Below are 14,732 nucleotides of genomic sequence, written 5' to 3'. Positions count from 1 at the left end.
TGGTCCGTCGAGCCGCCCGTGGTCCGCCGCGACGGCCAGGTACTCGACGCCTGAACCACGCCACGCGCCGGCCGCGCGGCGGGGGCCCCCCCCCCCCCCCCCCGCGGCCCGGGGGGGGGGGGGGGGGTTTTCTTTTAACCCCCCCGGCGCGGCGGGGGGGGGCCCCCCGCCCGGGGGCCCGTGCTGTCGGCGCCCGGGGCGGGGCGCCTCATGTGGAGCGCCCGGGGCGGGGCGCTTGATGGGAGGCGCGCGGTGTGGGGGAGCGCCCGGTGTGACGGCGTCAGCAGCTCAGGTTGCCGCCGGGGGTGGTGCCCAGGACCTGCACGAAGCGCTGGTAGGCGTTGATGCGGCTCTGCACCTGGCTCGGGTTGCCGCCGTTGCACTCCAGGGTGCCGTTGATGGACCGGATGGTCTCGCCGAAGCCGGCGCCGTTGACCATGGCGTTGTGCGGGGTCATCGTGCCGGGCCCGGACTGGGTGTTCCAGTACCAGAGGGCGGTCTTCCAGGCCACCGCCGGGTCCCGCTCGACCAGCCACGGGTTGCCGAGCAGGTCGATGCCGAGCGCGTCACCCGCGGCCTTGTAGTTGAAGTTCCAGCTCAACTGGATCGGTCCGCGGCCGTAGTACGCGGCCTGACCCGCGGGGCAGCCGTAGGGCTGGTTGCGGTCGCAGTAGTGCGGGTAGTTGGCCTGGTTCTGCTCGACGATGTGGACGAGGCCACCGGTCTCGTGGTTGACGTTGGCGAGGAAGGCGGCGGCCTCCTGGCGCTTGACCGTGTCGCTGCCGGTGTTGGCGAAGGCGGGGTACGCGGCGAGCGCGTCGGTCAGCCCGCGGTAGGTGTAGAAGGGGTTCCGGTTCGGGAACATCTGGTTGAACTGGGCCTCACTGACCACGAAACCCTCCCCGGTGGGCGGGTCACCGCCGCCGTCGCCACAGGCCCCCTGGTCGGACCAGACGTCGGCCGAGCCGGGCTTCTCGTTCTGGGTCCACCACTTCGCCGACCAGTTGTGGCCGTTGTACGAGACGGTGTTGCCGCCGGTGTAGACGGCGCTTGAGTTCCAGCCGGTGGCGCAGGCCGTCGCGGCCGATGCGCTCGGTCCCGGCAGGAAGACTGCGAAAGCGAAGGCCGAAGCCAACGCGGCGAACAGGGCGAGCAGGCGTTGTCTCATGGGGCTTTACTCCTTCGCACGGCCAGCGGACGCGGTGGCCCACGGGCCGCGCCGATGGCTTTGGGGGGAGGAAACCAAGGTGAGGGGAACCCAACCGAATCGCCCTGAACCTGTCAAGGTATAGACCAAAAGCGATGCCACCCGGGCACCCCGCACCTGCAAACGGTCTCGCAGCCACCCCAGGCGTCACTGCACTGCCTGCGGGCCCCGCGAACGGGCGCACCCGGCGCGTCCCGCACTACGCGCCCCCCGGCCGTCCGGGCGCCGGACCAGGCAGAAGAGGGCGCAAGCAGGCGGCAGACCGCGGATGTTCGGGTGCCGCGGCGGCCGGCGGCCACGCCCCGTACACCGAGCCAACCGGGTGCGGCCGGCGGCGCTCGGGGCGGCGGCGTCTGCAAAGATCACAGGCGTTCACGGCAACCCGTACGCCCCACCCTGGAGCAGCCCCATGCGCGTCATCGCCTTCGACCACCTCGTCCTGACCGTCGACGACGTCGAGCGCTCGCTCGCCTTCTACTGCGGCCCGCTGGGGCTCGACCCGGTGCGGGTGACGGAGTGGCGGGCGGGGCAGGCGCCGTTCCCGTCGGTGCGGGTGAGCCCGACGACCATCATCGATCTGGTGCCGCGGGCGGCGGACGCACCCCGGGGCAGCAACGTGGACCACATCTGTCTGGTGGTCGAGCCGCTGGACTGGCAGCAGGTCGTCGCGTCCGGCGAGTTCACGGTCGTGGACGGCCCGGGCGAGCGGTTCGGCGCCCGGGGCTCGGCCCAGTCCCTGTACGTGGCCGACCCGGACGGCAACACGGTGGAACTGCGCTGGTACCCGCAGGACGTGTGAGGCGGAGCGGGCAGGGCGGGCCTGGGCGCCCGTGCGCGCGGGGCGCGCGAGTTGAGGCGTACGAGCCCGGGCGCAGGGCCCGGGACGCCCGGGTGGGACCGCCCGAGTCCGGGCGCAGGGGCCGCGATGCCCGAGCGGGGGCGCCCGGCCGGCCCGGGGCCGTGCCCGAATCGCCGCGGAGGGAGGCCCGACGCCGCATGACGCCGCCGGGCCCCTCCCCCGCTCCCCCGTGGGCGCAGGACCCCGCGCCCGGCCGGCTCGCCACGCCGCCCACCGACCGCGGCGCGCCCCCGGCGTGGTGCCGTCCCCCGTGGCGACACCCACCTTCGGCGACGCCCCGGCGGTGGTGCGGGCGTGGCGTGCCAGCCGGGTCGAGCCGACTCCCCGGGAGGCTCAACTGCCGTGCTGGATCAGGCAGTTCGACCGTCCTGCCGACCCGGGGCCGAGGGGGCGGAGTCAGGAGTCGCGGCGGGCGCGGGTCGATCCCGGCCGGATTCCGCGCCGTCGGCGGGTGCGGTGCCAGCGGATTCGGTGCCGGCGGGTACGGCGTCCGGGGGCGCGACGTCGGGGCCGGCGACACCGAGCAGGGCGCCGACGGGTGAGGCAGCATCAGACGTCGCGACACCGGGCGGGGCGGTCTCCGATTCGCCGACCCCGGGCGACACGCTGACATCGACGGCCCGCGCCGCACCCGCCAGGCCCACATCCGCCGAGCCCGCACCCACCGGACCGACACCCGCCAGCCCCGTACCCACCCGATCCGTACGCGCCCGATCCACACCCACCCGCCCCACAGCCACCGGCCTGCGCCCAGCAAGTCGGCAGCCGAGGCAGTCCGGGTGCCCCTGACGGGCCGACAGGTCGCGGACCCGCATGCCCCACTGCTCGCGCGGGCGCACTCCACTGGGTTTGCCCCAGCCGGCCAGATGGAGCAGCCAGGTCACTACGGGCGCGGCCACCAGCAAGCCGAGGCCGAGCCACAGCCCCACCGGGCGCCAGCCGACCAGCCCCGCCCCCACCACACCCGAGCCGACGACGGCGAGCGCGCAGCCCGTCCAGCCGGCCATGGTGTGTCCCTCGTCCCACTGAGCGTGCGCACTCATGCGTTTCTCCCCCGGGCCGCACCGCGAGGCGCGGGTATGGTCTCTGACAGAAACGATATGGCTTACAAACTAAGCTTCTTAGAAGCTAAGGAGATTTCGCTTGGAAGGCAACCCCCACCCCGCGACCACGCCCCAGGAGGCGCAGCGGGCCATGGACCACTTCGTCGCCGCCAGCCATATCGCCCAGCAGGAGATCGCCCGCCGACTCGGACTCAACTCCACCGACTTGACCTGCTTCGGCTACGTACTGGAAGCCGGCGCCGAGCCGCTGACCGCCGGCGACCTCGCCGAGCGGGCCCATGTGACCACCGGCGCCGTGACGGGCATCCTCAACCGGCTGGAGCGGGCCGGTTTCGTCGCCCGCCAGCCCGACCCCGGCGACCGCCGCCGGGTGCGCATCGTCGCCGAACCGGCCGCGCTGACCCGCGTCTATGCGGTGTACGAGCCGTTCTACGGGCGGCTGGCCGCGCTGTACGCCGACTATTCGGCCGCCGAACTGGCCACCCTCGTCGACTTCTTCCGCCGCGCCGACGCCCTGGTCAGCGACTACCTGGCGGAGACCCGCAGCCGAACGGTGTAGCCGGCGAGCACCAGCGTCGAGCGCGCCGCAGCGACGGATGGCCGATGGCGGACGGCGGACGGCGGACGGCGAGCAGCCCGGCCGCGAGTGAACGTCAGGCCAACACGTCACGACCTCCAAGCACCAACCGCCCTACGGAGGGCGGTCCCCCGTTTCGCGTGCCCGAATTCCCACAACCCGGGCCCGGGTTCGCCTGTCTCACCGGCAGGAGTTGGACCAGGCACGACGGAGGAGAAGTCGGTGTCACCCAGACGTAGACCACAACCCCACCCCCGCGGCGGGGTAGTTCGAGCACGGCGCGCCCCGGGCGGTGAGCGCCGGGCGGCGCACCGGCTCGGTGCCGCCCTGGTGACGGTGCTCGCGCTGGGCGCGGGGCTGACCGGTACCACGACCCCCGCGGCGGCTGCCGAATCCGCGGCCGACGGACCGCAGGTGCCGACCACCACGATCCCCGGCGAGCGGATGGCGCTGCCGAGGTCCGCGGGCGCGATCGCCGCTGACGGCAGCGGATACCTGTCGTCGGTCTCGCCGCGCAACCCGAGCGGCCGGGCGACCTGGGTGGGCGACGACGGCCGCAAGGTCGCCGATCTGCCCATCGCCGCCGCGTACAACGGCGGCTACGGCCTGGAGCGGGTGGCGGACAGCCAGGACCGGCGCATCCGGCACTACGCGAGCGGCACCACGGTCACCGTGGACGTGCCCGAGACCGACGCCGTCACCGATGTGTTCGCCAAGAACCGGCTGGTCACCCTGCGCAAGGTGAACGGCAAGAACACCCTGCGGCTGCTTGAGGTGCCCGCCGACGGCGGCAAGCCGGTCGAGCGGGCCGTCACCGGGCTGCCCGACGACATGGGCCCCTACCTGTACACGCCCGCGTCCGACAGCACGGGGGCGGTGTTCTGGTACAAGCCGGTCGGCGACGGCCCCTGGCGCACCGTGCTGCTCGACTTCGCCAGCGCGAAGGCGACGCTGCTGCCCACCGAGCAGTACGGCGTCGTGGAGTACCCGCGGCTCTCCCCCGACAAGATCGTCTTCCTGGCCGTGGACAAGAAGTTCGACATCTCGCACACGTACGTGGTCGACCGGCACCACCCCGAGCGTCCCGGCACCGCGATCACCACGCTGGACGGGGCGACCGACTTCAACACCGAGACCGGTGTGGTGGGTGACTGGCTGGTGTACGTGAGCCCGACCGACAAGCAGCGACCGGTGCGGGCCGTGCCGCTGTCCGGTGGGCCGGTGCGGACCCTGCTGCCGCGCTCGCGGGACCTGATCGTCTCCGCCGAGGACGGCAGCCGGGTGGTGGAGGGCGGCAGCGGCGCGGACGACTGGGCGCTGCGCCGCATCACCGCCGGGCCGGGCGGGGAGCCGGCCGTCGCGGTGCGTACCGCGCTCCCGGCGCAGTCGGTGTGGGAGGTCGGCGGGCTCGCCGTCGACAAGGGCCGGGTGCTGCTCGCGGGCGAGAACCCGCGCAGCACCGAACCCTACGACGGCACCTCGCTGTCCACCTCCGACCTGTCCCTGTCGACGGACGGCAAGCTGACCGCCGGCCCGCTGCGCGACGAGGGCGACCTGGGTTACTGGGTGCCGGGTGACGGTTCGGGCGACCCGGGCTCCAGCGGCTACTACGTCTCCTGCTACGGCGACTGCCTGCGGCTGACCGGCACCGGCGAGGGCAAGATCGTCCACGAGACGTACGAGACGCCCCATGTGGTCGCGGCGGCCGGCACCTACCGGGTGGTGCGCCCGTACGCCGAGCGTCAGGAAGTGCGCGACGGCACCAAGGTGCTGGCGACCGGCCCGGCCAGGGCCGCCGCCCTGTGGGGCAACACGCTGTGGACGCCGGGCAGCGCCACCGGCACGCTCACCTCGACGTCGCTGCCGTCGATGAAGGTGACCGGCACGATCCAGACCGGCGCGACCTGCGCCGCGGCGGACCTGGCCGACGTGCAGGTCGTGGGCCGCTGGCTGTACTGGTCCTGTGGGCCGGGTCGGGCCGCCGGCGTGTACGACCAGACGACCCGGCGCGCCATCAGCGTGCCCACCGGGCCGGCCCAGCTCGCCGACGGCTACCTGGTGAGCCAGGACGACGCGGCCGGCGCGCTGAAGATCACCTACTTCCCGGACGCGGTCCCGGCCGAGCAGGTGGGCACACGCGTGCTGACCGAGTTGCCCGCCCCGCTGCACGCACCGCAGGACCGGCGCGGGCTGTTCTGGGCGGTGGACCGGTTCGGCGGCGCGGTCGCCTCGTTGGACGCGCACGGCGACGTGAAGGTGCAGTGGCCGCAGGTGCGCACCTCGCCGCTGGCGGCCACCGCGACCTCGGTGCCCGCGGTGCTCGATGCCCGTAAGGCGGGCACCTGGAAGGCGTCCTGGCAGCTCTCGAAGGCCGTCACGAACTGGAAGCTGACGGTGCGCAGGACGCCGGGCGGCCAGGTGGTGCGCGAGTTCTCCGGCTCCGGTGCGCGCGGCGCGCTGTCGGTCGAGTGGGACGGCACCTCTGGCGGCGCCAAGGTGCCGTCGGGCGGCTACCGGTGGACGCTGACGGCGCAGCCGGCGAACAGCTCGGACAAGGCGCTGACCGTCTCCGAGGCGTTGGCGGTACGCACCCGCTGAGGCCCGGCGGCCGGGGGGGGGGGGCCGCGGGCCGCGGGGGGGGCCCCCCCCCCCGGGGGGCCCGGGGGGCGGGGGGGGCGCCCCTAGCGGGGGGGGCGCGCCGCCGACTGCGGTAGCGGCTGTTCGGTCCAGATGACCTTGCCGGTGGGGGTGTAGCGGGTGCCCCAGCGCTCGGCGAACTGGGCGACCAGGAACAGGCCGCGCCCGCCCTCGTCGGTGGTGGCCGCGTAGCGCACGTGCGGGGCGGTACTGCTGGCGTCGGCGACCTCGCAGATCAGGGCGGCGTCGCGGATCAGCCGGACGCGGATGGGGCCCGAGGTGTAGCGGATCGCGTTGGTGATGAGCTCGCTCAGGATGAGTTCGGTGGTGAACGCGTCCTCGCCCAGGCCCCAGGCGGCGAGTCGGCCGCTGACCTTGGCCCGTACGCCGGCGACCGCGGCCGGGTCGGCGGGCACCTCCCAGGTGGCCACCCACTCCCGCGGCACCGCTTCGGCGCGGGCCACGAGCAGCGCCACGTCGTCGTCGGGGCGCTGGCCGACCAGTGCGTCGAGGACCGCGCGGCAGGTCTCGTCCGGCGTACGGAGCGGGCCGCGCAGGGTGTCGGCGAGTCGGTCGAGCCCGGCGTCCAGGTCGCGGGTGCCCTGGTTGATCAACCCGTCGGTGTAGAGCACCAGTCGGCTGCCGGCGGGCATCGGGAACTCGACGGCCTCGAAGGGTAGTCCGGTGACGCCGAGCGGTAGTCCGGCCGGCGCGTCGGGAACCTCCACCGTGCCGGCGGGGCGCACCAGCAGCGGCGGCGGATGGCCCGCGCGGGCCAGCACGCAGCGGCTCTCGACCGGGTCGTAGATGGCGTACAGGCAGGTCGCGCCGGTGACCGGGGGCGCGCCGCCGGCCGTTCCGGTGGCGGCTACTGCGGTGCCGTCCGCGAAGCCGCCGTGGTCGGCGTGGTCGGCGTGGACCGCGTGCGCGGCGTCGTCCGCGGGGCGGGTGCCGTCCGCGGGGCCGGTGTGATCCACGTGGTCGATGCTGGTGACGAGTTCGTCCAGGTGGCCGAGGAGTTCATCGGGCGGCAGGTCGAGCGAGGAGAAGTTGTGCACGGCGGTGCGCAGCCGGCCCATGGTGGCCGCGGCGTGCAGCCCGTGTCCGACGACGTCGCCGACGACGAGCGCGACCCTGGCCCCCGGCAGTGGGATCACGTCGAACCAGTCGCCGCTGACCCCGGAGCTGGCCAGCAGGTAGCGGTGCGCCACGGTCAGTGCGCGCTGTTCGGGCAACCCGCGGGGCAACAGGCTCTGTTGGAGGGTGACGGCCATGGCGTGCTCGCGCGTGTAGCGGCGGGCGTTGTCCAGGCAGACGGCGGCGTGGGCGACCAGCTCTTCGGCGAAGGCGAGGTCGTCCTCGTCGAAGGGTGCGGACGCGTCGGCGCGCCACAGCCCCACCACGCCCAGGATGCCGCCGCGGGCCCGTAGCGGCACCGCGATCAGCGCGTGCAGCCCGTCGTCCACGATGCGCCCGGTGCGCTCGGGGTCCTGGGCCCGCCACTCGGTCGCCGTGTGCAGCCGCGGTTCCCAGCCGGCGCGTCGGGCCGCGATGCAGCGGGCGTGCGCGGTGCCGGGCGCGACGTCGATGAGCGTGCCGACCGGGTACAGCGGATGGTCGGTGCGGATGCCGGCCAGGGCCGCGCGGCGCAGCCTGCCGACGCCGTGCGCCGGTGGCGCCTCGCCGCGCCCCCCCGCCGCGGCCAGGTCCACGGTGACGAAGTCGGCGAAGCCGCCCACCGCGACGTGCGCCAACTCCTCGGCCGTGCGGCGCACGTCCAAGGTGGTGCCGATCGCCGTGCCCGCTTCGTACAGCAGCCGCAGTCGGTTGCGGGCGCTGTCGGCCCGGCCGCTGAGGGTGTGGAGTTCGGTGGTGTCGCGCAGGGTGGCGACGGTGCCGGGTGGGCCGCCGTGCCGGTCGGTGGGGCGGTTGTTCACGGCGAGGAGCCGGTCGCCGGCGCGGACCACCTCGTCGGTGGTGGCGCGGCCGGCGGCGAGCACGTCGGCCAGCGGGGCGTCCAGGCCGAGCGCGGTGACCGGCCGGCCCTCGGCGTCGGCGGGCAGGGCGAGCAGGCGCCGCGCCTCGTCGTTGGCGAGCAGCAGCCGGCGGTCGCCACTCACGATGAGCACCCCCTCGCGGACGGCGTGCAGCACCGCGTCGTGGTGTTCGTACATCCGCGTCATTCTGGCCGGGTCGAGTCCGTGGGTCTGGCGGCGCAGGCGGCGGCCGGCGAGCACGCTGCCGCCGAGGGCCAGGGCGAGGCCGGCGGTGCCGCCGCCGAGCAGGATGGGCAGTTCGTCGTGGAGCGACTCGCTGACCCGGCTGGTGCGCAGGCCGGCGGAGACCAGGCCGATGACCCGGCCGTCGTGGTCAGTGACCGGTACCACCGCCTGGACGACGTCGCCGATGGTGCCGTGCACGGTCTCGGTGCTGGCCCGGCCGTTGCGGGCCGACCCGATGTCGCCGACGAACTTGCGCCCGATCCGGTCCCGTTCGGGGTGGGTGTAGCGGGTGCCGTCGGTCCGCATGACGACGACGAAGTCCACGTCGGAGCCGACCCGTGCGCCCTCGGCGCGCGGCTGGAGGGCGGCGCTGGGGTCGGCCGAGCGCAGCGCGTCGGGGATGCCCGGCGCCTGGGCGAACGTGGTGGCCACGGCCAGCGCGCGGTGGCGTGCCTCGCGCTCGTCGTCGCGGCGGGTCTGGAGCACCAGCGCGGTCAGCCCGGTGGCCACGATCAGCAGCACGATGAGCACCTGGAGCCAGAAGATCTGGCCGGCGATGCTGCGTACGCCGAGGAGCGACCGGGGGCGGTCCTGCGCCGGGTGGGGTCCCCCGGTGGCGGCGGTTGACGCGTACCGGGAACGGCCCATGCGCACATGCTGGCATCCGGGTGACGCCCGGGCGACCGTCCAGTTTCCATAAAAATCCGACCATCGCCGCTTTGCCCACATCCTCGAATCGAGCACACGTTCGATTCGAGCGTATGCTGACGGCATGCCGGTTCCCCTGCAAGGTTCGCTCTTCGCCGCCGCCGAGGAGGTCGGGCCCCGCCCACTGACCGCCCTGCGCCGCACCCACCTGGCGCACGGCGCCTGGATCGACGTCCTGCCCGGCTGGCTGACCGGTGCGGACGCGCTCTTCGCCGCGCTGGCCGAGTCGGTGCCCTGGCGCGCCGAACAGCGCCGGATGTACGAGCGGACGGTGCAGGTGCCCCGTCTCCTGGCCAACTACCGGGCCGGCGACCGGCTGCCGCACCCCGTGCTCGAAGCGGCCAGGGACCGGCTCAGCGCGCACTACGCGGCGGAGTCGGGCGAGCCGTTCGTCACCGCGGGGCTGTGCTTCTACCGCGCCGGGCGGGACAGCGTCGCCTGGCACGGGGACCGGATCGGCCGGGGCGCGCGTGAGGACACGATGGTGGCGATCGTCTCGGTCGGCCAGCCGCGCCCGCTGCTGCTGCGCCCGCGCGCGGGCGGCCCGGTGCTGCGCCGGCCGCTGGGCCACGGCGACCTGGTCGTGATGGGCGGAAGCTGTCAGCGCACGTGGGACCACGCCGTCCCGAAGACCCGACGCTCCGCGGGCCCGCGGATCAGCATCCAGTTCCGACCGCGCGGCGTCTCCTGAGGCGCCCGCGCACGTCTTGCTGTCCCGGTCGGCCCGGGCTGGCACCGCGGGGGCCGCGGCCCACCGGCGGACGACACGACCACACCCGCACTCCCTCGCCTGCGACCGCACCCCTGGCATACGGCCTGGCACCGGCCCGCACCCCGGCCCCGCCACCGCCTGAATGCGTCAGTCGGCGGAAGTGGCTACCGTGGAAAGTGCCCGATCGGCCCCGATGCGGCGATCGGCAGTGCCCGCTGCCGACGGCACCCGCGCCGGCCGCGAGGGCGAGCAGGACGTGCTACGGACCCAAGGCACGCACCACCCCGGGGCGGTCACCGCTCCCCCTTGCCGTGCGGAGCGGTACAGCGGCGCCCCGGTGGAGATCCGTCCGCCGTTCCGGGAGCTGTTCCATGACCACAGCCCGAGTACACCACCATCGCCCGGCCAAACATCCGCATGACGACGCGCCCGATACGGCCGCCGACTTCCGTCGACTGTCCGTGCTCGACGACGGCCCGGAGAAGGACGCACTGCGGGCCCGCATCATCACGGCCTGGATACCGATGGCCAACCGTCTCGCCCGACAGTTCCGCAACCGCGGCGAGGCCCTGGAGGACTTGCGGCAAGTGGCACAGCTCGGCCTGGTGAAGGCCGTCATCAGGTACGACCCGACGCGGGGCATCGCCTTCGAGAGCTTCGCCGTGCCGACCGTCGTGGGCGAGGTGAAGCGGCACTTCAGAGACCACATGTGGGAGGTGCACGTACCCCGCCGGGTGCAGGAGCTGCGCAACCGGGTGCGCACCGCCTGCCGGGAGTTGGGCCCGAGCCTGGAGGACCGCGTCCCCGACGTGGCGGAGATCGCCGCGCACACCGGGCTGAGCGCGGACGACGTACGGCTGGGGTTGCAGGCGCTCGACAGCTACACGGCGCTGTCGCTGGACGCCGAGCTCTCCAGCGCCGAGGACGGCTACTCACTGCTGGACACGCTGGCCGACCAGGAGCCGGGTTTCGACCAGGTCATCGACCGGGAGGCGGTACGACCCGAGCTCAGCAGGCTGCCCGAACGCGAGCGGTACATCCTCTATCTGCGGTTCTTCTGCGACATGACACAGAGCCGGATAGCCGAACACCTCGGGATCTCACAGATGCACGTCTCACGCCTGATCAACCGCACCTGTGCCGCACTGTGCGACCAGGTGATGACGGACCGCCCCCGCCGCACCACCCCGCGCCCGCCCGGCCCGGGGCACCCCACGGCCTGACCGCGCCGCCGGTCCCGCACCGCCTCGACACCTCACACCGGGAGCGCCGCCGCCGTCTCCCGGAGCCCGGCCAGCGCCTGGCGGAGCAGCGGGTGGCCCTCGGTGCCGGCCCGTACCGCGGTGAACACCTTGCGGGTGGGGCCGTGGCCGCGTACGGGGCGGACCGTGACGCCCGTGGGTGCCGCGCCCGGCAGCGCCGACCTGGGCACCAGGGCGACGCCCGCACCCACGGCGACCAGGGCGCACACCGCCCGGAAGTCGTCCGACATCGATGCCACCCGGGGTTGGAAACGGGCCTCGTGACAGGCGAGCACCACGGCGTCGTGGACCGGGTTCCCCGGCCAGGGCGTGATCCACGGGGCATCGGCCAGCGCTGCGAGCTCCACGTCGGGCGCCCCGGCCCGCGGGTGGTCGGCGGGCAGCACCACGTCGAAGGGCTCCGCGTACAGCGGCTCGCGCAGCATCCGGTCGTCCCAGCGGCCGAGCGTCTCCCGGTCCTCCACGGCGACCGCCACATCGGCCTCGCCCGCCACCAGCAGCCGGTGGCACTCGCGACCCTCCGCGTCCTTGACCCGTACCCGCACCCCGGGCGCAAGCTCCCGCAGGGCGACCAGGGTGGGCGCGACGACCTCGGTGATCGCGGTAGCGAAGGCGACCACCGTGACCTCTCCGGTCACGCCCGCCGCGCAGGCGGCGACGTCCGCCTCGGCCCGTTCGAGCTGGGCGGCGATCTTGGTGGCGTGGCCGGCGAGCACCGTCCCGGTGGCGGTCAGCCGCACCGCGCGCCCGCGCCGCTCAAGCAGTGCGTGGCCGACCTCGTTCTCCAACGCGGCCAGTTGTTGGGAGACGGCGGAGGGCGAGAGGTAGAGGGCCTGGGCCGCGGCGGTGACGGTGCCGTGGTCCGCGAGCGCGCGCAGCACCCGCAGCCTTCGAGGGTCGATCATCGGGGCAGTATGGCATGTCTGTGAAGCTCGCCTTCATAGGTGACCTGGGAAAATGCCGATGGACTTCACAGGGTGGACACAGCACAGTGGCGCCCATGAAGGCATTGGTGAAGACCGCCGCCGGGCCCGGCATCGAACTGACCGAGGTCCCGACGCCGCACGCCGAGGCGGGCCAGGTGCTCATCCGGGTGCTGCGCACCGGCATCTGCGGGACCGATCTGCACATCGCGAGTTGGGACGACTGGGCGGCCCGCTCGGTCCGCGCCCCCCTGGTCATCGGTCACGAGTTCGTCGGCGAGGTCGTCGAGGTGGGCGCGGGCGTCACGGACGTGACCCCGGGCGACACCGTCAGCGGCGAGGGCCACCTGGTGTGCGGCAAGTGCCGCAACTGCATGGCCGGCCGCCGCCACCTGTGCATCCGCACCATTGGCCTCGGCGTGCACACCGACGGCGCGTTCGCCGAGTACGTGGTGCTGCCCGCGTCCAACGTATGGGTGCACCGCCACCCCATCGACCTCGACGTGGCGGCGATCTTCGACCCGTTCGGCAACGCCGTGCACACGGCGCTCTCCTTCCCGGTGCTCGGCGAGGACGTGCTGGTCACCGGCGCCGGCCCGATCGGCATGATGGCCGCGGCCATCGCCCGGCACGCCGGCGCCCGCAACGTGGTCATCACCGACATCAGCCCCTACCGGCTCGACCTCGCCCGCAAGCTGGGCGCCACCGTCAGCCTGGACGTCAGCACCCAGTCCATCGCCGAGGTGATGCCGGAACTCGGCATGAGCGAGGGCTTCGACGTGGGCCTGGAGATGTCGGGGCGCGCGGACGCGCTGCGCGACATGATCGCCACCATGAGCCCGGGCGGCCGGATCGCGGTGCTCGGCCTGCCGGCCGAAGAGGTGCCGGTGGACATGGCCACGGTGGTGACCCGGATGCTGACGCTGCGCGGCATCTACGGCCGGGAGATGTTCGAGACCTGGTACGCGATGTCGGTGCTGCTCCAGAACGGTCTGGACATCTCGTCCGTCATCACCCACAGGTTCGGTTTCGAGCAGCACGCCGAGGCGTTCGACGCCGCACGCTCCGGTGAATGCGGCAAGGTCATCATTGACTGGACCCGTCCCACCCACGACTGCCCCCCCCCCCCCCCCCCGGTGGGGCCCCCCCCCCCCCCCCCCCCCCCCCCCCCCCCCCCCCCCCGCCCGGGGGCCCCGCCCCCCCCCGCCCCCCCCGCGCCACCACCGACCCGCCCCGAAGGAGTTCCCGTGTTCGACAGCGTGCGCCAGGACCTGCGTACCGAGTTGGATGAGATCCGTGACGCCGGCCTGTACAAGTCCGAGCGCGTCATCTCCAGCCCGCAGTCCGCGAGCGTCCGCGTTGGCGACGCATCGGTCGTCAACTTCTGCTCCAACAACTACCTCGACCTGGCCGACCACCCCGAGGTGATCGCCGCCGCCAAGCAGGCCCTGGACGACTGGGGCTTCGGCATGGCGTCGGTGCGGTTCATCTGCGGCACCCAGGAGCCGCACAAGGTACTGGAGCAGCGCATCTCGGAGTTCCTCGGCACCGAGGACACGATCCTGTACAGCTCGTGCTTCGACGCCAACGGCGGGGTCTTCGAGACGCTGCTCTCCGAGGCGGACGCGGTGATCTCCGACGAGCTCAACCACGCCAGCATCATCGACGGCATCCGACTCTCCAAGGCCGCCCGCTACCGCTACCGCAACCGGGACCTGGCCGACCTGGAGCGCTGTCTGAAGGAGGCGGCGGGCGCCCGGCGCACGCTGGTCGTCACCGACGGCGTGTTCTCGATGGACGGCTACATCGCCCCGCTGGACGAGATCTGCGACCTGGCCGAGCGGTACGGCGCCATGGTGATGGTCGACGACTCGCACGCGGTGGGCTTCGTCGGTGAGCACGGCGGGGGCACGCCCGAGCTGTTCGGTGTGCGGGACCGGGTGGACATCGTCACCGGCACCCTGGGCAAGGCGCTCGGCGGCGCCAGCGGCGGCTACGTCGCCGCCCGGGCGGAGATCGTGGAACTGCTGCGGCAGCGCTCGCGCCCGTACCTGTTCTCCAACTCGCTCGCGCCCTCCATCGTCGGCGCCTCGCTGAAGGTGCTGGAGCTGCTCGCCGCCTCCGGCGAGCGGCGCGAGCAACTGCGCGCCAACACCGCGCTGTTCCGCTCGGAGATGGCGGCGGCCGGCTTCGACGTGCTGCCCGGCGAGCACGCCATCACGCCCGTCATGGTCGGCGACGCGGCGCTGGCCGCCCGGATGGCCGCCGCACTGCTGGAGCGGGGCATCTACGTGATCGCCTTCTCCTACCCGGTCGTCCCCAAGGGCAAGGCCCGCATCCGGGTCCAGCTCTCGGCCGCGCACTCGACCGAGGACGTACGGAACGCGGTCGCCGCCTTCCGCGCGGTACGGGACGAGATCGCCGCCTCCTAGCCGGCCCACCGGCCGCGGGGTGCACCCTCGTTACGCGTCGAGCCCCCCCCCCCCCCCCCCCCGGCGGGGGGGGGGGGGGGGGGGGGGTTGGGCCCGGGGGGGGGGGGGGGGGGCGGGCCGGGGGGGGGG

Annotated in this window: 9 protein-coding genes and 2 pseudogenes; 7 read left to right on the top strand and 4 right to left on the bottom strand. The window is 73.9% G+C overall.

Going from position 1 to position 14,732, the window contains the following annotated elements:
- Positions 1-280 precede the first annotated feature (280 nt).
- On the bottom strand, positions 281-1,168 hold the full coding sequence (locus tag AAHZ94_RS13955) for a glycoside hydrolase family 19 protein (RefSeq protein ID WP_349993180.1): 888 nt from the start codon (positions 1,166-1,168) through the stop codon (positions 281-283).
- A gap of 448 nt (positions 1,169-1,616) precedes the next feature.
- Here AAHZ94_RS13955 and AAHZ94_RS13950 point away from each other — a divergent pair, with 448 nt between their 5' ends.
- Positions 1,617-2,006, top strand: a complete 390-nt coding sequence (locus AAHZ94_RS13950; protein WP_349993179.1) for a VOC family protein — start codon at positions 1,617-1,619, stop codon at positions 2,004-2,006.
- An 803-nt stretch (positions 2,007-2,809) separates the two neighbouring features.
- On the opposite strand, the pseudogene AAHZ94_RS13945 reads toward AAHZ94_RS13950, so the two are convergent.
- A pseudogene (locus AAHZ94_RS13945) lies at positions 2,810-3,109 on the bottom strand (HGxxPAAW family protein); the annotation flags it as partial.
- A 100-nt stretch (positions 3,110-3,209) separates the two neighbouring features.
- Here AAHZ94_RS13945 and AAHZ94_RS13940 point away from each other — a divergent pair.
- Positions 3,210-3,689, top strand: coding sequence for a MarR family winged helix-turn-helix transcriptional regulator (locus AAHZ94_RS13940; RefSeq protein ID WP_349993178.1), 480 nt, complete (start codon positions 3,210-3,212; stop codon positions 3,687-3,689).
- 348 nt (positions 3,690-4,037) lie between these two features.
- Positions 4,038-6,305: a hypothetical protein gene (locus AAHZ94_RS13935; RefSeq protein WP_349993177.1), complete on the top strand. Its 2,268-nt coding sequence runs from the start codon at positions 4,038-4,040 to the stop codon at positions 6,303-6,305.
- An 83-nt stretch (positions 6,306-6,388) separates the two neighbouring features.
- Here AAHZ94_RS13935 and AAHZ94_RS13930 read toward each other — a convergent pair whose 3' ends face one another.
- Positions 6,389-9,214 (bottom strand): SpoIIE family protein phosphatase, encoded by a 2,826-nt coding sequence (locus tag AAHZ94_RS13930; protein WP_349993176.1) that lies wholly within the window; start codon positions 9,212-9,214, stop codon positions 6,389-6,391.
- A gap of 124 nt (positions 9,215-9,338) precedes the next feature.
- On the opposite strand from AAHZ94_RS13930, the gene AAHZ94_RS13925 reads away from it, so the two are divergent.
- Both AAHZ94_RS13925 and AAHZ94_RS13920 read left to right on the top strand, forming a co-directional pair.
- On the top strand, positions 9,339-9,965 hold the full coding sequence (locus AAHZ94_RS13925; RefSeq protein WP_349993175.1) for an alpha-ketoglutarate-dependent dioxygenase AlkB: 627 nt from the start codon (positions 9,339-9,341) through the stop codon (positions 9,963-9,965).
- 392 nt (positions 9,966-10,357) lie between these two features.
- On the top strand, positions 10,358-11,209 hold the full coding sequence (locus AAHZ94_RS13920; protein ID WP_349993174.1) for a SigB/SigF/SigG family RNA polymerase sigma factor: 852 nt from the start codon (positions 10,358-10,360) through the stop codon (positions 11,207-11,209).
- A gap of 32 nt (positions 11,210-11,241) precedes the next feature.
- Here the strand turns inward: AAHZ94_RS13920 and AAHZ94_RS13915 are convergent, their stop codons facing one another.
- Positions 11,242-12,153 (bottom strand): LysR family transcriptional regulator, encoded by a 912-nt coding sequence (locus AAHZ94_RS13915; RefSeq protein ID WP_349993173.1) that lies wholly within the window; start codon positions 12,151-12,153, stop codon positions 11,242-11,244.
- A gap of 14 nt (positions 12,154-12,167) precedes the next feature.
- Here AAHZ94_RS13915 and tdh point away from each other — a divergent pair.
- Both tdh and AAHZ94_RS13905 read left to right on the top strand, forming a co-directional pair.
- Positions 12,168-13,259: pseudogene (gene tdh / locus AAHZ94_RS13910) on the top strand (L-threonine 3-dehydrogenase); the annotation flags it as partial.
- Positions 13,260-13,418: 159 nt separating this feature from the next.
- A complete protein-coding gene (locus AAHZ94_RS13905) occupies positions 13,419-14,603 on the top strand; it encodes a glycine C-acetyltransferase (RefSeq protein WP_349993181.1) in 1,185 nt (394 codons plus the stop codon).
- Positions 14,604-14,732: the final 129 nt, after the last annotated feature.

It is taken from the genome of Streptomyces sp. HSW2009, assembly GCF_040240285.1.
Classification (GTDB): Bacteria; Actinomycetota; Actinomycetes; order Streptomycetales; family Streptomycetaceae; genus Streptomyces.
This window is presented reverse-complemented; position numbering and strand designations above follow the sequence as displayed.

Coding starts and splice junctions, on each gene's coding strand:
- AAHZ94_RS13930 (WP_349993176.1), bottom strand. CDS start 9,214: ATGGGCCGTTCCCGGTACGCGTCAACCGCCGCCACCGGGGGACCCCAC.
- AAHZ94_RS13950 (WP_349993179.1), top strand. CDS start 1,617: ATGCGCGTCATCGCCTTCGACCACCTCGTCCTGACCGTCGACGACGTC.
- AAHZ94_RS13915 (WP_349993173.1), bottom strand. CDS start 12,153: ATGATCGACCCTCGAAGGCTGCGGGTGCTGCGCGCGCTCGCGGACCAC.
- AAHZ94_RS13925 (WP_349993175.1), top strand. CDS start 9,339: ATGCCGGTTCCCCTGCAAGGTTCGCTCTTCGCCGCCGCCGAGGAGGTC.
- AAHZ94_RS13955 (WP_349993180.1), bottom strand. CDS start 1,168: ATGAGACAACGCCTGCTCGCCCTGTTCGCCGCGTTGGCTTCGGCCTTC.
- AAHZ94_RS13920 (WP_349993174.1), top strand. CDS start 10,358: ATGACCACAGCCCGAGTACACCACCATCGCCCGGCCAAACATCCGCAT.